Origin of the sequence: Massilia sp. DJPM01 (genome assembly GCF_030348125.1) — a bacterium.
GTDB lineage: Bacteria > Pseudomonadota > Gammaproteobacteria > Burkholderiales > Burkholderiaceae_D > Telluria_A > Telluria_A frigida.
Window position 1 is genome coordinate 76,926 of record NZ_JAQOZV010000002.1, and the last position, 17,115, is coordinate 94,040.

Annotated in this window: 15 protein-coding genes; 12 read left to right on the plus strand and 3 right to left on the minus strand. The window is 65.0% G+C overall.

Annotation, left to right across the window (positions count from 1 at the left end; genetic code table 11):
• The first annotated feature begins 22 nt into the window (after positions 1-22).
• The gene (gene dapF / locus PO883_RS01730) at positions 23-883 is read left to right on the plus strand and encodes a diaminopimelate epimerase (RefSeq protein ID WP_289308226.1); all 861 of its coding nucleotides are present in this window, start codon (positions 23-25) and stop codon (positions 881-883) included.
• A gap of 127 nt (positions 884-1,010) precedes the next feature.
• On the opposite strand, the gene PO883_RS01735 is transcribed toward dapF, so the two are convergent.
• Entirely contained in the window at positions 1,011-2,600 is a 1,590-nt protein-coding gene (locus PO883_RS01735) for an SEL1-like repeat protein (RefSeq protein WP_289308227.1), read from the minus strand.
• 454 nt (positions 2,601-3,054) lie between these two features.
• On the opposite strand from PO883_RS01735, the gene PO883_RS01740 reads away from it, so the two are divergent.
• The 10 genes from PO883_RS01740 to PO883_RS01785 all read left to right on the plus strand — a co-directional run bounded on the left by PO883_RS01740 (position 3,055) and on the right by PO883_RS01785 (position 13,141).
• Positions 3,055-4,116 (plus strand): porin, encoded by a 1,062-nt coding sequence (locus tag PO883_RS01740; RefSeq protein WP_289308228.1) that lies wholly within the window; start codon positions 3,055-3,057, stop codon positions 4,114-4,116.
• Between the two features lie 275 nt (positions 4,117-4,391).
• Positions 4,392-5,675 carry a porin gene (locus PO883_RS01745; protein WP_289308229.1) on the plus strand — a complete coding sequence of 428 codons (1,284 nt, stop codon included), beginning with the start codon at positions 4,392-4,394 and terminating at the stop codon, positions 5,673-5,675.
• 126 nt (positions 5,676-5,801) lie between these two features.
• Positions 5,802-6,464 carry a DUF484 family protein gene (locus PO883_RS01750; RefSeq protein WP_167084181.1) on the plus strand — a complete coding sequence of 221 codons (663 nt, stop codon included), beginning with the start codon at positions 5,802-5,804 and terminating at the stop codon, positions 6,462-6,464.
• A 1-nt stretch (position 6,465) separates the two neighbouring features.
• Positions 6,466-7,413: a tyrosine recombinase XerC gene (locus PO883_RS01755; RefSeq protein ID WP_289308388.1), complete on the plus strand. Its 948-nt coding sequence runs from the start codon at positions 6,466-6,468 to the stop codon at positions 7,411-7,413.
• Positions 7,414-7,554: 141 nt separating this feature from the next.
• Positions 7,555-8,610 carry a GTP-binding protein gene (locus PO883_RS01760; protein ID WP_289308230.1) on the plus strand — a complete coding sequence of 352 codons (1,056 nt, stop codon included), beginning with the start codon at positions 7,555-7,557 and terminating at the stop codon, positions 8,608-8,610.
• A gap of 196 nt (positions 8,611-8,806) precedes the next feature.
• Positions 8,807-9,259: an RNA polymerase-binding protein DksA gene (dksA, locus tag PO883_RS01765; protein ID WP_054265697.1), complete on the plus strand. Its 453-nt coding sequence runs from the start codon at positions 8,807-8,809 to the stop codon at positions 9,257-9,259.
• Positions 9,260-9,544: 285 nt separating this feature from the next.
• Positions 9,545-10,876, plus strand: coding sequence for an STAS domain-containing protein (locus PO883_RS35030; RefSeq protein WP_289308231.1), 1,332 nt, complete (start codon positions 9,545-9,547; stop codon positions 10,874-10,876).
• A gap of 152 nt (positions 10,877-11,028) precedes the next feature.
• Positions 11,029-11,565 (plus strand): ATP-dependent protease subunit HslV, encoded by a 537-nt coding sequence (gene hslV / locus PO883_RS01775; protein WP_206091284.1) that lies wholly within the window; start codon positions 11,029-11,031, stop codon positions 11,563-11,565.
• A gap of 23 nt (positions 11,566-11,588) precedes the next feature.
• Positions 11,589-12,929: an ATP-dependent protease ATPase subunit HslU gene (hslU, locus tag PO883_RS01780; RefSeq protein WP_289308232.1), complete on the plus strand. Its 1,341-nt coding sequence runs from the start codon at positions 11,589-11,591 to the stop codon at positions 12,927-12,929.
• Positions 12,930-12,940: 11 nt separating this feature from the next.
• A complete protein-coding gene (locus PO883_RS01785) occupies positions 12,941-13,141 on the plus strand; it encodes a hypothetical protein (RefSeq protein WP_054265693.1) in 201 nt (66 codons plus the stop codon).
• A gap of 263 nt (positions 13,142-13,404) precedes the next feature.
• On the opposite strand, the gene PO883_RS01790 is transcribed toward PO883_RS01785, so the two are convergent.
• On the minus strand, positions 13,405-13,980 hold the full coding sequence (locus PO883_RS01790; protein ID WP_289308233.1) for an outer membrane protein: 576 nt from the start codon (positions 13,978-13,980) through the stop codon (positions 13,405-13,407).
• Positions 13,981-14,122: 142 nt separating this feature from the next.
• Here PO883_RS01790 and PO883_RS01795 point away from each other — a divergent pair, with 142 nt between their 5' ends.
• Positions 14,123-14,857: a helix-turn-helix domain-containing protein gene (locus PO883_RS01795; RefSeq protein WP_289308234.1), complete on the plus strand. Its 735-nt coding sequence runs from the start codon at positions 14,123-14,125 to the stop codon at positions 14,855-14,857.
• Positions 14,858-14,885: 28 nt separating this feature from the next.
• On the opposite strand, the gene PO883_RS01800 is transcribed toward PO883_RS01795, so the two are convergent.
• Positions 14,886-17,114, minus strand: a complete 2,229-nt coding sequence (locus PO883_RS01800; protein WP_289308235.1) for a patatin-like phospholipase family protein — start codon at positions 17,112-17,114, stop codon at positions 14,886-14,888.
• Between the last annotated feature and the right edge of the window lies 1 nt (position 17,115).

Here is a 17,115-nt window from a genome sequence, read left to right on the forward strand (position 1 = left end):
GCGCCAAGACCAGACTGACAATATGAAACTCAAATTTACCAAGATGCATGGCGCGGGCAACGATTTCATCGTGATCGATGCGATCAGCCAGCAAGTCGATTTCAGCCCCGCCCAGTGGCAACGCCTGGCGGACCGGCGTTTCGGCATCGGTGCCGACCAAATTCTTGTGGTGGAAAAACCACGGAACGCGGAATGCGATTTCCGTTATCGGATCTTTAACAACGATGGCGGCGAAGTCGAGCAGTGCGGCAATGGCGCGCGCGCCTTCGTCAAGTTCGTGACCGACAAGGGCATGACGCGCCAGACAAGTATCCGCGTGGAAACCATGAAGGGGGTCATCACCCCGCGCCTGGAAGCCGATGGCACGATCACGGTCGACATGGGTGCGCCGGTGCTGGAAACGGCCCAGGTGCCGTTCGACGCGGCCGGCCTGGGCGGCTGGGCCGAGGGGCGCGACACCTTGTGGCCCTTGCCGATCAAGTATCAGGGCGGCAAGACGGTGTTTGTGTCGGTCGTGTCGATGGGCAATCCGCACGCGGTGCAGGTGGTGGACGATGTCGACCTGGCGCCCGTGCAAGAAACCGGGCCGCTGATCGAAGCGCATGTGCGCTTTCCGAACAAGGTCAATGCGGGCTTCATGCAGGTGGTGGAGCGCCATCATGTGCGGTTGCGCGTGTTTGAACGTGGCGCCGGCGAAACGCTGGCCTGCGGCACTGGTGCGTGCGCGGCCGTGGTGGCCGGGATCCGGCGCGGCCTGCTCGATTCGCCCGTGCGCGTCAGCGCGCGCGGCGGCCAATTGTCGATCGCCTGGGAAGGCGATGGCCAGCCGGTGATGCTCAGCGGACCGGCCGTGACGGTGTTCGACGGCGAAATCACGGTGTAGCCGTCCGCGTCAGCGCCTGCCGCGGCAGGCGAACCCGCCCTTGGGCCGCACCGCCGCTCAGGCAGCGCTACCGGGCTCGCCATTCGGCTTGCCGTCCGGCTCAGGCGGGCAGCCCCCCCTTTTTGGCTCAGGCGGCCATTTCGTAGGCTTCCACCTCGCCCTGCTCCGCATGCGCGTGCTCGGACTCCGGCACCAGCGTCTTGAGGCGGTACAGGCGCTGCCGGTAATTGCCCTCCGGACCGCCCGGACCGCAATCGACGCCATCGAACAGGCGCACGATGCGGTCCAGCGCGTGGCGCTCGTGCATCGAATCGAGCACCACCAGGCGCCGTTTGCTGCGCCCGTAACTGCCGCGAATATCGACCACCAGGCAATGCCCCTGGTCGGCCGCCTTGACGTCGATCAGCAAGGCCTCGGCGCGCGTGAGCCCGAACAGGGCCGCCAGTTCCAGGCGCGCGGCCAGCAGCGGATGCGCGCTGCCCAGCCCGTACGCGCTCAGGGCCCCGGTTTCGGTATAGGCGGCGCCCTCGCAGCGCGGGGCGATCTTGTGCAGCGCCGTGGCCGCCTGCAGACAGCCTTGCAGCGCCGCCTTTTGCAGCCAGTACACGGCCCGCACATCGTTGTTTTCATTTTCGCGGCGCGCACGCCAGGCGCTGTTGCTGCATTCGAGCTGGGCGTCGCGGTAACCCATTTCGGCGGCGCGCTCCAGATAGCGCTGGGCGTCGAGCACATTGCGCTGGGAAAATTCAGGCTTGATATAGATACGCGACAGCGCATACCAGGCTTCGGCCAACCCCTGGTTGCCGGCCAGGGTCAGCCAGCGGATCGCCTTCTTGAAGTTGGCCGAGCCTTCGCCAACGGCGATGCGCTTGCCGTCGACCTGCATGCGCGCGCACCACAGTCCGACCGCCATCTGGGCGTGGGCATCGTGCTCGGCGGCGGCCAGTTCGAAGAAATGGCGGATTTCCGCTTCGTCGGCAGCGCCCCCGTCCTCGCCCGCCGCCGCGCCGGCGGCCAGCGCCCGCGCGCAGCGCGACAGCAGGGTGACGTCGGCCTGGCCGAGCTGGCCGGCCGAGCGTGGAATGGTGCCCAGTTGGCGCACCAGCGCCCTGGCCAGCGGCAGCGCACGCGCGGCATAGGCATCGGTCAAGCCATCGTCCCAGTCGTGGTCGAGCTGCGAGAGCTGGGCCTGCGGCATGCCGCTGTCGGCGGCGCGCTGCAGCCAGCGCGGATCGGCCGCGCGCACTGCCGGCGGCAGCGGCGCCGCTGCGGGCGCGGCCAGCGTGTCGGCCAGGCGCCGGTGCTGCGACAGCAGCCACTGGGCCTCGGCCAGGCCGGCCGCCGCACCCGCCTCCAGCGCGGCGAACGCTTGCTCGCGCCGTCCGGGACCCGGCACCGCGCCGCCATGCCCGCCCAGGATCAGCTGGGCCAGCACCAGGCCGGCGCGCAGGTTGCCTTCGTCGAAGGCTTGCCCGAACCAGCACGCCACCGGACGCTGGCTCTGCAGCGCGACGTCGAACGGAATATGGGTGCCGATCAGCTGGCAGGCGGTGGCGCAGCCCTGCTGGGCGGCGCGGTCGAGCCAGTGCAGAGCCGTCGGCAAGCTTTTGGGCAAGCCCGCGCTGCCGAACAGATAGAGCGTGCCCAGTTCGAGCTGGGCCTGGGCGCGGCCGGCGCGCGCGCCACGGATGAGCGCTAGTTCTTCACGGTTTGCCATGGTTCATGCCATCACGTTGAGTGGAGGAGATCAATCCGCTGAGCCTGCTGCAGCCCGCATGGCACCGATTGGGGTTGCCAATATACAACATTTGACTGGCTGATGCGGGGGCAGCCGACGTTTTGAAGTCTACGTCAGGTAGGCGGGCCGGAGGCGGCTGATGGGCACTTCCTTGATTTCGCACAAAGCTTGTCAGTAAGAATATGTGGAATACCGCATGAAAGCATTTCATTTAAATGCAGGCCCGCTTGCCTGCATCAATACGCTGTAACGTTTCATAAAAACAACAACACCGTTGGAATGATTGGCTTTCAACCAATTCTACCCCTCATAATCAACCACGATGGTCGGCAAGGCATGGCCAAGCAATTAAGGTTTCTTAATCCGAGTGTTCAGGAATTGAAAACTCGACGCACTGTCGGATTCGACGGATTCATTTTTTAAGGACGTGTACATGAAAAAATCACTGGCCGCTCTGGCACTTCTCGGCGCAAGCGCCGGCTTTGCACAAGCCCAATCGTCTGTGGTCATCTACGGCACGGTTGATGCCGGCATGATCAAACGTACCGACCAATCGCTGGCCATCGGCAAGCGCGCTAATAACACGCTCGGTTTCAAAGGGGTCGAGGATCTCGGCAGCGGCTTGAAAGCCGTGTTCCAGATGGAAATTCGCTATGAACCGGACTCGGGCACCATCGAGCAGGGCGCCGGCGGCGTCCAGCGTCCGCTGTTCCAGGGGCAGAGCCGGGTCGGCCTGCAAGGCGGCTTCGGTATGGTGCGCATCGGACGCGGCCTGACCGCGTTCCAGGAAAGCAGCACCCAGTTCGAACCGTTCCACGGCGTGCCGAGTCCTGCCGGTTTCCAGACCGACCTGATGGTCGCCGGCTACACCTCGGACCCGCTGGGCCTGGTGGGCAATTCGACCAACCGTTTCTCGAACGCCGTGTTCTATAACTCGAACCTGATCAATGGCTTCCAGATCAATGCCACGGTCGGCACCAAAGAAGCGAGCTCGGGTTCGGCAGCCATCGTCGGCCGCGGCACCGTCGCCAATCCGCAGTACCGCATTGGCTCGGACGCGTCGGCCAATCCGTATTCGGTCTCGGCCACCTACACCGGCGCCGCCGGCTCGCTGATGCTGGCCGCCGAACGCAATGCGGTCGAATCGCGCCTGCTGTCGATCGCCGGCTACGTGATGGCCACGCCGCAACTGAAACTGATGGCGACCCGCGTCCAGCAAGACCGCGGCCACACCTTCTTTAACAGCGAAGAATCGCGTTCGTGGGTGGTCGGCGCCAATTACAAGATGGGTTCGAGCAAGATTCTCGCCGGTTACGGCCAGAAGAACCAGGGCGCACTGAACCAGGGCATGCAGAAGACCAAGCAAATGTCGATCGGCTACGAATACAGCCTGTCGCCACGCACCTATCTGTACGCCGATGCGTCCAACAAGAAAGGCCCGACCATTCCGTCGAGCATGAATATCTATGCACTGGGCGTGAATCACGCTTTCTGATGCAGGCTGCGGCATGAAGCGCGCCGGACATCGGTCTGTCGAATAAAACAAGGGGCGGCGCTGGGTAACCAGCGGCGCCCTTGTTGCATCCGCGATAAGCTGTGGTGTTTCAGATAAGACGATATTGACGTTTTTGCCTCGTCTGTGTCTTTTTCGCAACCAGTACTTGCGGGCGCTCCCGGCTTTCTGTACAAGGCTAAAAAACGATGGCATATTGGTTAAAACGAATTAGTACGCACGTTCGTTTTTAAATAAAATAATCTCCTGGAGACACAATGAAAACAAAATTAATCGCTGGTGTAATCGCTACCTGTTTCGCAGCCCCGGTCCTGGCCCAGTCCAGCGTGACCATTTACGGTATCGCCGACGCCGGTTTCATGAAAACCAAAGGTGAATCGGCCAAACTCGTCAGTGGCATCTCGGACGGTTCGCGCATCGGTTTCAAAGGTACCGAAGACATTGGCGGTGGTTACAAGGCCATCTTCAATCTGGAAGCGCGCGTCGAACTCGACACCGGTACCCAGAGTCCTGGCCTGGTGACCCCGAATCAAGGCTATTACCTGACCAAGGGCATGGATGCGTTCAAGAGCCCGGCCCTGGCCTCGACCCTGGCCAGCCTGCGCAGCGGCTTGCAGCCGGCGGTTGCCGTCAATTCCGAAAAAGCCCTGTTCGACCGCACCGCGATGGTCGGCCTGATCACGCCAGTGGGCGCCATCATGATCGGCCGCATGTACACCCCGGGCTATGAAGTGTTCGCCGCGGCTGACGCCTTCGAGACCGGCACCGGCGGCACCTGGGGCGGCATCACCGGCGGCACCGCCGGCTTTACCGCGCTGGGCGCGGACATCCGCTCGCAGAAATCGATCCAGTACCGTATCGCCACCCCGTCCGGTTTCGGCGGCTCGCTGATGTACGGCGCCAAGAATTCCGGTTACCTGGGCCGCTACAACAAGTTCATGGGCGGCGCGGTCACCTACAAGACCAGCATCTTCGACATCGGCGTCGGCCACAACCAGGGTGAAGACCTGCAAGGCCGCAAGAGCCTGACCACCACCACCGTGGGCGGTTCGGTCAAAGTCGGCGACTTCAAGTTGTTCGCCGGCTACCACGACCAGGTCAACCGCAATTCGGCCCTGCTGGCCGACTACCTGAACGTGTTCACCGGCTCGGTCGCGCCGGGCTTGCGCGCCGCTGGCGTTCCGGCTGCCAACATCGCCGCCCTGAACAAGATCTATGCCGACAACATCACCCGCAACAGCCAGGTCGATGCCAGCAGCTACCAGCTGGGCATGCACTACCGCCTGGGCCAGGGCCGCCTGATGGCCTCGGCAGCGCGCCAGAACGACCGTACCGTATCGAACAGCGATGCGACGCTGATGGCGGTCGGTTACGACTACAACCTGTCGGCCCGTACCGATATCTACAGCGTGCTGTCGCACATCAAGAACCAGAACGACGGCCAGTACACGCCGGGCGCGGCCGGTTCGCCGGGCGGCTTCACCAAAGTCGCTGGCGAAGACAGCCACGCGATCCAGATCGGCGTGCGTCACCGCTTCTAAACGCCGCGCTACGCAGCTGCGCAAAAAAGACGCCTGCGGGCGTCTTTTTTCATGGGCGCGCGCAAGCGGTCGGTTAGAATTGCGGGACCTTTTTCACCCGCACCAAGACTTCAAGCAAAGACTTCAATGACCGCCACACTGGACTCCACCGCCGTCGCCGACTACCTGGCCGACCATCCGCATTTTTTCCAGGAACACGTCAAGCTGCTGGGCGAGGTCAAGCTGTCCAGCCCCCTGACCGGCAAGGCCGTCTCGCTGCAGGAACGCCAGATGGAAGTGATGCGCGATAAATACAAGGCGCTCGAACTGCGCATGTCGGACCTGGTGCGCCTGGCCGAAGCGAACGCCGCCATCGCCAACAAGTTCCACGGCTGGACCCAGACCCTGCTCAAGACGCGCCACGACAGCGACATGCCGCGCGCCCTGGTCGAGGGCCTGGCCACCCATTTCGGCGTGCCCCAGGCCACCCTGCGCCTGTGGCAGCTGGCGCCGGCGCATGCGGGCAGCTGGTATGTCAACGGCGTGTCGGAAGATGCGCGCCTGTTCGCCAACAGCTTGCTGGCGCCCTACTGCGGCAGCAACCACGACTTCGAAGCGGTGCGCTGGCTGGCCGACGCCGGCGCCGTCCAATCGACCGTGATCTTGCCGCTGCGCAGCAACGGCAGCGCCTTCGGCCTCCTGATCCTCGGCTCCCCCGATCCGGAACGCTTCACCGCCAGCATGGGCACCGATTTCCTGGTCCACATCGGCGACACCGCCAGCGCGGCCCTGGCAGCCCTGCGTGCCTGAGATGGACAGCGGCGCCATTGAGCCGGACTGGGTCGAACGCTACCTGGCCCAGCTCGCAACCCAGCGCCAGCTCTCGCCGCACACCATCAGCGCTTACCGCCGCGACCTGCAACAGTTGCACCTGCTTGCCAAGGGCATGCCCTGGCAGCAGGTGCGCCAGGCCGACATCCGCCGCCTGACCTCGATCCTGCACGGGCAGCAACTCGGACCGCGCTCGATTGCCCGCAAGCTGTCGAGCTGGCGCGGCTTTTTCGGCTGGCTCTCGCACCAGGTGACCCTGGCGGCCAACCCCACCGACGGCGTGCGCGCACCCAAGCGTCCGCAGCCGCTGCCGAAGGCGCTGGCGGTGGACGACGCGGTGCAACTGGTATCGAGCGCACCGCCCGGGCGCGCCACCCTGACCTGCGCCGAACTGTGCAACCGCGCCATGTTCGAGCTGCTCTATTCGAGCGGCTTGCGGGTGTCGGAACTGGCCGGGCTCGATGTGGCCTACAGCAAGGGCCGCGATGGCGAAGCGGCCTCGCTCGGCTGGATCGACCTGGCCTCGGGCGACGTGCTGGTCACCGGCAAGGGCAACAAGATGCGCACGGTGCCGGTGGGCAGCCATGCGCGCAGCGCGCTGGCGGCCTGGCTGGCGGTGCGCCCGCCGCCAGCCGACGGCAGCGGCGCCCTGTTCCTGTCCGAACGCGGCACCCGCGTCTCGCCGCGCGTGGTGCAGCTGCGCCTGAAACAGCACGCGATCACGGCCGGCACCCCGGTGCACGTGCATCCGCACATGCTGCGCCACTCGTTCGCCTCGCACGTGCTGCAATCGTCGGGCGACCTGCGCGCCGTGCAAGACATGCTGGGCCACGCCAGCATCACCTCGACCCAGGTCTACACGGCGCTCGACTTCCAGCACCTGGCGGCCGTGTACGACCAGGCGCACCCGCGCGCCAAGGCCAAATAAGCACACCCAACCCCGTTTCCGTGCCGCCTGCGGCATGATCCGCATCAAGCGATGTGGCGGTAGTTGGAAGCAAATTGGGAATTCCGGCATAATCGCTCGATTATTCGCCCGGTTCCGGGCGCCACACTGACTGATGACAACATGGCCCTGATACCCAGCACGATCCTGACCGGCTTCTTAGGCGCCGGCAAAACCACGCTCCTGAACCGCATCCTGCAGGAAGACCACGGGCTGAAGATTGCCGTCATCGAGAATGAATTCGGCCAGGAAAACATCGACAACGAGATCCTGGTGCAGGATAGCAGCGAGCAGATCGTCGAAATGAACAATGGCTGCATCTGCTGCACCGTGCGCGGCGACCTGATCGTGGCGCTGTCCGCGCTGGCCAGGAAGCGCGAAGCCGGCGAGCTGCATTTCGACCGCATCATCATCGAGACCACTGGCCTCGCCAATCCCGGTCCGGTGGCGCAAACCTTTTTCATGGACGAGGAAGTCGGCGTGCACTATATGTTGGATGCGGTGCTGACCGTGGTCGATGCGCGCCATGCCATGACCCAGCTCGACGAGTACGAGGAAGCCCAGCGCCAGGTCGGCTTTGCCGACAAGCTGCTGATCTCCAAGACCGACCTGGTCGAGCCGGCCCAGCTGGACGCGCTCAAGGCGCGCCTGATGCGCATCAACCCGCGCGCGCCGATCAGCCAGGTCGACTTTGGGCGCGCGCCGCTGGCCGAGGTGCTCGACATCCGCGGCTTCAACCTGAACGACAAGCTGGAAATCGACCCCGACTTCCTCAAGGCCGAGCAAGCGCATGAGCATGACCACGAGCACGTGCACACCGACGCCTGCCGCCATGAGCACGGCCACGATCACGATCATAATCACCACCACGGCCACCACAGCGACGACATCGCCGCCTTCGTGTTCAAGAGCACGCGTGCCTTCGATCCGGCCAAGCTGGACGAATTCCTGGCCAGCCTGGTCAACGTCTTCGGTCCGCGCATGCTGCGCTACAAGGGCGTGCTGCTGATGCAGGGCGCCGAGCGCAAGGTGGTTTTCCAGGGGGTGCACCAGATGATGGGCAGCGATCTGGGCGCAAAATGGGGTGAAAACGAAGAACGTGGCAGCAAAATGGTTTTTATTGGCAAAAATTTACCAAAAGATGTCTTTGTCAGCGGTTTGGAACAATGTTTGGTATAAACTATCCGGGTTTTAAGATGCCCGCTTTATCGCACCGGCAGTAAAAGTCATCCAGGTGCGGGAAGACACGAACAAGGCGGCAGTTCAGCAAGCCGTCAAGGTAGGCGCTTCGGGCGCAGGCATCGCCGCTTTACCGGTGCCTCGGCCGAGTTAGCTGATAAAATGAAAACCACTGTCGTATCGAAGGTAAGTAGTCATGACTAAAACAACTAAATCGACCCCCGCCGTCAATACAGAAGGCCATCTCATCTCCGAAGACGAAATTCGGGCCATGGGCGAGAAGGACTATATGAATCCGGCGCAGCTGGCGTTTTTCAAGGCCCGCCTGCAGCAACTCGAAAAGGACTTGCTCAAGAATGCGGGCGAGACCACCGAGCACCTGCGCGAAACCGTGCTCGTGCCCGACCCGGCCGACCGTGCCACGATCGAAGAAGAACATGCGCTCGAACTGCGCACGCGCGACCGCGAGCGCAAGCTGCTCAAGAAGGTGCAGCAATCGATCGCCGCCATCGACGGTGGCGACTACGGCTGGTGCGAAGAAACGGGCGAGCCGATCGGCATTCCACGCCTGATCGCGCGCCCGACCGCTACCCTGTCGCTCGAAGCGCAGCAGCGGCGCGAGCTGAAACAAAAACTGTACGGCGATTGATCATCGCTGCACGCCACCTCCGAAGAAGCATGCGGGTTCGCCCCCGCATGCTTTTTTGTTTTGCCGCTCCCGCCAAACCGGCTCCAAGCTTGCCTATCGGATACACTATGCTTGGATGTCCAGGCCGCCAGGCGCGGCGCGAGGGTGGCGATGCGTGACGCCGTCCGGGTCGGCATGCTACCGTGCGGTGTAGTGCGGCTCAATGCCGCAGTGTGTTCAATCATGGCGCTTGCCGCGCTCGGGCGGCCGGCGCGGTGCGCAGTTTAGAACGAGACAGGGAACGACGTGGGTATCTTCTCCATCTTCAACAAGAAGAAAACTGATCAGCCGGGCGCCAAGGCGGCGCCGGACTCGCGCCTGCGCGTCGGCGAACCGTCGCGCCTGGCGCAAGACACCGACGCCGACCGCGCGCGCCAGCGCGAAATCGCGCGCGCCACGGCCGCCAAGATCGATGCGATCGAGTCGGCCATGTCGAACGACATTTTCAACACGCCGGAACCGGCCTGGGGCAGCGGTCCGCGCAAGGCCAAGCCGCCCGTCGCCGACGGCGCCGCGAGCGACACCCTGCCGCTGCTGGAACTGGCCACCACCGAGTTGCTGGCCGACGAAGACTTGCCGGACGCGCCGGTGTCGCCCCAGACCGCGCCCGTGATCGAAGAAATCGCCATCATGTTCGCCAACGACCAGATGGCCGTGACCGAGCACATGCTGCTCGACAGCCTGGCCGAACTGGGCAAGGATGACCGCACCATCTGGTGGATGCTGTTCGACCTGTACCAGGTGGGCGGACGCCAGGACGACTTCGACAATATCGCCATCGATTACGCCAGCCAGTTCGAAACCTCGCCGCCGTCCTGGTCGCCGCCGCTGATGCCGCCCGGCATGGAAGAGCGCACCTTTGCCGGCGTCACCCCGACCGAAGTGTTTTCCGGCGTGCTGGACGGCGAAGTCGCCCCGCGCCTGGAACGGCTGCTCCAGCGCGCCGGCGAAAATCCGGTGCTGCGCCTCGAATTTGCGCGCATCCAGACCGTGACCCCGGACGGCTGCGCCCTGCTGCTCGAAACCATCAAGCGCCTGCGCGCCAGCGAACGCGAACTGATCGTGGCCGGCGCCGCCGAACTGGCCGAGCTGGTTCACTCGACCATCGAAATCGGCAAGCGCGACGCCAGCGAAGCGCCCTGGCTACTGCTGCTGGCCCTGTTCCAGCTGCTCGACCGCGAAAAGGATTTCGAGGAAACGGCCATGGATTACTGCGTCACCTACGAGGTATCGCCGCCCTCGTTCGAGCCGCCATCGAAGGTGGCCACCGCGGTCAGCATCCTGCATGCGCCGCCGGCCACCGAACGCTTCATGCTGCCGTCCGTCATTGAAGGCAGCGGCGCGGCCCTGTTCCAGGCCATCGATGCCTACGCCGCGGCCTGCGACGAGACCGTGCTGTTCGACTGCTCGCGCCTGGCCCGGGTCGACTATTCGGCCGCCGCCGCCCTCCTCAACCGCTTGCGCCCGATCGCGGCCGGCAAAAAAATCGAGCTGCGCGAATTGAACCATTTGGTCGCCGCGCTGTTCAAACTACTGGGCTTCACGGAAGTGGCCAAGCTGTTCCCGCACAAGTATTAAGCCGCTTGCCGGCCCGCGCCAGCATCGGCGCGGATGCCGGCGGCTATCTTGCAATTTCCTTGAGCATCCCCATTTCTGGGGTGCAAGCAGCCGCTCGGGCCGGGAGCTCACTCCCGGCCCGGCGGCGGCTCATTCACTGAGAGGCAACGATAATGGAACAATTTCACGGCACCACCATCCTGTGCGTACGGCGCGGCAAGCAAGTCGCCCTCGGCGGCGATGGCCAGGTCACACTCGGCAACATCGTCATGAAGGGCACCGCCCGCAAGGTACGCAAGCTGTACCAGGGCAAGGTGCTGTGCGGCTTCGCCGGCGGCACGGCCGACGCCTTCACGCTGCTCGACCGCTTCGAAGGCAAGCTCGAAAAGCACCAGGGCAACCTGCTGCGCGCCTCGGTGGAACTGGCCAAGGATTGGCGCACCGACCGCGTGCTGCGCCGCCTGGAAGCGATGCTGCTGGTGGCCGACCACGAATCGACCCTGGTCATCACCGGCAACGGCGACGTGCTCGAACCCGAGGACGGGGTGGGCGCCATCGGTTCCGGCGGCACCTATGCCCAGTCGGCCGCCAAGGCCCTGCAAGAGAATACCGATTTGTCGCCGGCCGAGATCGTCAAAAAATCGCTGACCATCGCCGCCCAGCTGTGCATCTACACCAATATGTCGCACATCATCGAAACACTGGATTAAGGGGAAGCACCATGCCAAGCACCATGAATATGACGCCCCGTGAGATCGTTTCGGAACTCGACAAGCACGTGGTCGGCCAGGGCAAGGCCAAGCGCGCGGTTGCCATCGCCCTGCGCAACCGCTGGCGCCGCCAGCAGGTGGCCGAGCCGCTGCGCCACGAGATCACGCCCAAGAACATCCTGATGATCGGCCCCACGGGCGTGGGCAAGACCGAGATTGCGCGGCGCCTGGCCCGGCTGGCCGACGCGCCCTTCATCAAGATCGAAGCGACCAAGTTCACCGAGGTCGGCTATGTGGGACGCGATGTCGACACCATCATCCGCGACCTGATCGACATCGGCATCAAGCAGACCCGCGCGAGCGAAATGAAAAAGGTGCGCCAGCGCGCCGAGGACGCGGCCGAAGACCGCATCATCGACATCCTGGTGCCGCCGGCGCGCGATTTCGGTTTCAACGTCACGCCGCCGGCTGCCGAGAACAAGGAAGGCGAAGGCACGCGCCAGACCTTCCGCAAGCGTTTGCGCGAAGGCGAACTGGACGACCGCGAAATCGAACTGGAACTGGCCGAGGCCGGTCCGCAGATGGAAATCATGGCCCCGCCCGGCATGGAAGAAATGACCGAGCAGATCAAGTCCATGTTTTCCGGCATCGGCGCGGGGCGCAAGAAGCCGCGCAAGATCAAGATCCGCGAAGCGATGAAGCTGTTGATCGATGAAGAGGCGGCCAAGCTGGTCAACGATGACGAGCTCAAGCAAAAAGCGATCACCAACGTCGAGCAGAACGGCATCGTGTTTCTGGATGAGATCGACAAGATCGCCTCGCGCTCCGACATGGGCGGGGCCGATGTGTCGCGCGCCGGCGTGCAGCGCGACCTGCTGCCGCTGGTCGAGGGCACCACGGTCAACACCAAGTACGGCATGATCCGCACCGATCATATCTTGTTCATCGCCTCGGGCGCGTTCCACCTGGCCAAGCCCTCGGACCTGATTCCCGAGCTGCAAGGGCGTTTCCCGATCCGGGTCGAGCTCGAATCGCTGTCGATTGCCGATTTTGAATGCATCCTGACCAGTACCGATGCCTGCCTGACCAAGCAGTACGAAGCGCTGCTGGCCACCGAGGACGTCAAGGTCGAATTCGCGCCGGGCGGCATCACGCGGCTGGCCGAGATTGCGTTTTCGGTCAACGAGCGCACCGAGAACATCGGCGCGCGCCGCTTGTACACGGTGATGGAAAAGCTGCTGGAGGAAGTCTCGTTCAGCGCCAGCGAGACCGGCGGCAGCGTGGTGGCGATCGATGCCGCCTACGTCAACGAGCGCCTGGACAAACTGGCCGACAACGAAGACTTGTCGCGCTACGTGCTGTAAGGAGGCGCGCGATGGCAAACAAGGCACTGGCGACGCGGCAAAAGATGCGCATCACCGTCAAGCCGACGCAGCAGGTTGCCAAGGTGCGCAATCCGGTGGCCGTGGCAGCCAAGCTGCGCGCCGCCGGCCCGCATGCCAAGGGTCCGGCGCAAGAGCGCCAGGCGGCCAAGCGCGCGCTCAAGAAGGCCAAGCTGGAACCGGAGCCGGATTGAGCGTTCCCCCGCCGTCGTTCCCGCGCCAAGGCGGCACTCGGCGGGAAGTCGTTTCTGCCAATGGCAGGAAGTCGTTTCTGCCAATGGCAGAAACGACGGGGGGTGTGGGTTGAATAAAGATGATGGGTGTAGTGGAGAAACTTACCTGCCAAGGGCCGCCAGCGGGCGCCCTGGCGGGCGCCCGCGATCAGGCCATCCTTGTGTGCGCCACCTTGGTGCGCCACCTTGGTGCGCCACCTTGGTGCGCCGCCTTGGCGCGCCGCCTAGAACTTGTAGGCGGCTCCTAACGTCCATAAATACACATGCGTGCGAGCCAGTGCGCCGAAACCGGCCCTGAGCACATCGACATCGCCGGTCAGCGACAGATGCTTGTCGAGCGCATACGCGATCCCCAGTCCGGCCGTCACGCCAGTCGATGCGCTTGAAGCGCCATCGAGCTTGCCCGACAGCCGCGCCATCCCTGCCCGCGCATGCACCGACAGCGCATCGGTCTCGCGCGAACTGATCCTGTACGACAGGCCCGCGCCACCGAACGAGGCCGCGCCGCGCTGCCGGCCGAGGTCCGCCTTGCCGCCCCGGTAAGCCACCAGTTCAACCGAACTGGTCAGCTCTGAACCCTGCCACACGCTGAACGGGGCAAAGTTAAATCCCGCCAACAGCTTGCCGCTGCCATTGTCCCGTCCCTTGCACTGCTGTCCGCCGCCGCAATCGGCATTGAACTGCATCGGTCCGATGGCGCCGCCCGCGTAAATCGGACTGGTGTCGCCGTAACTGGCGCCGCTGGCGGCACCGCTGAGCGCGGTCAGCAGGAGGGCGGCAAGCAGCGCGGTTGTCGGCATCGGTTCGCTTTCGGTCAAAGGCGTTTCTGGTATGGAGCTAGTGTCCTGCTTTTTCTCAAAAAGTCCTATCTGCTTGTGCGAAGCACTGAAATTCGGTACATTGAGTATCGGATAACTGTACATTTCGCCTTAAAGGAGTCGCATGAGCTCACCTGAGCTGGTCATACAAGTGCTGCGCGCGGAGTTGCGCGCGGCGGGCATCACCTACAAGGCGCTGGCCGGGCGCATCGACATGAGCGAGTCGAGCGTCAAGCGCATGTTCGGCCAGAAGGATATGGCCTTGTCGCGCCTGGCGCAAATCTGCAAGGCGGCCGGGGTGCCGCTCGAAGACGTGCTGCGCCGCGCCGCCGATGCCCGTCCCCAGGCCGATACCCTGACCCCGACCCAGGAAAAGTCGCTGATGGCCAATCCGCGCCTGCTGCTGGTGGCCATCTGCTGCCTGGGCAACTGGACGCTCGACCAGATCGTCGAAACCTACAACGTCAGCGAGCCGGAATGCATCGGCCTGATGGTCGAACTCGACCGCCTGGGCCTGATCGAACTCAAACCCCTGAACCGCTACAGCATGCGCGTGTCGACCACCTTCCGCTGGCTGCCGGACGGGCCGGTGCAGCAGTATTTCCGCGAGCATGTGGTGGAGGATTACTTCCGCGGCCGCTTCGATGGCGCCGGCGAAACCTTGATGTGCCTGCCGGCGCGCCTGTCGCTCGGCAGTTCGCGTGAATTGCTGGTGAAAATCCAGCAGCTGGCGGCCGAACTGGCGCGCCTGCACCAGGCCGACCGCCGCCTGGCCAGCGAGGAACGCAACGGCGTCACCCTGCTGCTCGGCTTTCAATCGTGGGAGTCGAGCGCCTTTACCGCCCTGCGCCGCAGCTAGCTGCCGCGGGCGCCGGGCCGGCCTGGATCTACCAGATCGGCCCGAGGAACAGGTACAGGGTGCCGCTGCCGTGCAGGGTCTTGCCGGCCCCCATATACGCCGGCCCGAAGCGCGTATCGACCGACAGGAAGCCGCTCACGGCTTGCTTGAAGGGCGAGCCGCTCTGCGCCGCGTGTTCTTGCTGGCGGTCGAAGGCGCCGCCGGCTTCCAGCGAAAACCCGGCGCGCACGGTGCCGCCCAGGGTCACGGGCAAGGCGCCGATACGGCGCGCCATCACCAGCCGGGCGAAGGCGATGCGGCTGCCTTCCACCGATTCCGCCATCGAGCCGGACAGGCGTAAAAAACCGCCCAGGTTGAGCGGCGCGACGCCGCTGCTGGCGAGCGCGTATTCGCCGTACACGTGGCCGGCCCAGTCGCGCGTGCGGAAGGCGCTCATGCCCTGCAGGGAAAACTGCGCCATCGCGCCGGTGCCGTCGGCCCCGCTGCCCATGCCCGCCAGCTCGGCATCGAGCAGGTAGCCGCGGCTGGGAAAGCCGAGCGAGTCGAGCGTGTCGACCCGGTAGCGCATGAAATGATAAGTGTTGGCCACGTGCTTGCCGCTCGCCTCCTCGGGGATCACGACGCGCGCGCCCAGGCTCTGGCGCACCACGCCGCCTTGCACATCGCCCCAGGTGCCCAGTTCGCGCCCCACCACGAAGCGCACCGAACGCTGCGAGAAGGCGTAGCGGCTGTCGCGCCGTCCCGCCTTGAACAGGTCGACCGAACTCGAACCGTACTCGGCCTGGGGCGCCACGTACCAGGGCGAACCGGCGCCGAGCGGCTGGTGGAATTGCACCCCGATGCCGCGCTCCTCGCCGATCTGGGCGCGGGTGCGCAATTCGCCGCCCCAGGGGTTCATCGACGAGCGGACGTGCATCACTTTCAGGGCGAAGCGGTTGGCGTCGTCGAAGTCGCTGCCCAGTTCCAGGCCCACGCGCAGGCGGCTGTTGGTCCAGGATGCTTCCGTGGCGCGGATCGCGACCGCGCGCTGGCCGCCCTCGTCCTCGATATCGGTTTCGACCCGTTCCAGGTCGCCGCGTCCGTACAGGCTGTTGGCGGCGCGCCGCACCTGCTCGCGCGTGCGCGTCTGTCCCTGCGCCAGGCCGGACTGCACCTGCAGGATTTTCGGGTTGATGCGCCCGCTGCTCTCGACCTTGACCTCGGCCAGCGGCAGCGCCGTGTCCGACAGCGGCGGCGTGGCCAGCCGGTTGTTTTCGAACAGCGCGTACTCGCTGGCCGGCAGCGCCAGCGCCGCCAGGCGCTGCGACAGTTCGCGCGTGGCCTGCTCGCCGCCCTTGATGGCGCTGTCGATATGGCGGAAATCCAGAAAGCTGATGCCGCTCAGTTCCGGCGAAATGAGCACGTCGCCGGGGCCGAGTTCCCTGATCGAGCGCTGCACGTTCTGTTCGGTCAGGATATTGATCATCTGCTGCGCCACGCCGAGCGCGCTACCGAGGTTTTTCTCGGGCGCGAGCGGGGTGCCGACGTTGACGGCGATGACGACGTCGGCGCCCATCTTGCGCGCCAGGTCGATCGGCAGGTTGCGCACCAGGCCGCCGTCGACCACCAGGCGCTGGTTCACCCGCACCGGCGCGAACACGCCCGGCACCGCGAGCGAGGCGCGCATGGTCAGGAACAGCGGGGTGTCGACCAGGTCGACCAGGTCGCCGGTGACCAGGTCGGAGGCGACCGAGCGGAACGGCAGGCTGAGCTGATTGACCGGACGGTCGCGCGTGCCGGCCGGCAGCAGGCGCGCCAGGGCAAGTTCGAGCGCGGCATTGCCGGCGGCCGCAGGCGGCAGCGACAAGCCGTCGCGGTGCAGGCCGAATTCGATGCGCGACGGCAGCAGCACGTCTTCTTCGCGGCGCCGGAATTCCAGGTCTTCGCGCGCCGGGCGGTCGGCCACCACCCGGTCCCAGTCGGTCAGGCGCGCCATCTGTTCCAGATCGGACACCGAGGAGCCGGCCGCGTAGGCGCCGCCGATCACGCTGCCCATGCTGGTGCCGACCACGATATCGACCGGCACGCGCAGTTCGCGCAGCACGCGCAGCACGCCGATGTGGGCAAAGCCGCGCGCGCCGCCGCCCGAGAGCACCAGCGCCACGCGCGGACGGGCCGCGCCGGGCGCCGCCGCAAGCGCAGCAGGTTCCTGGGCCAGCGCCGCGCCGGCCGGCCAAGCCAGGGCGCAGGCAGCGGCCAGGATGCGCAAACGCTTCATG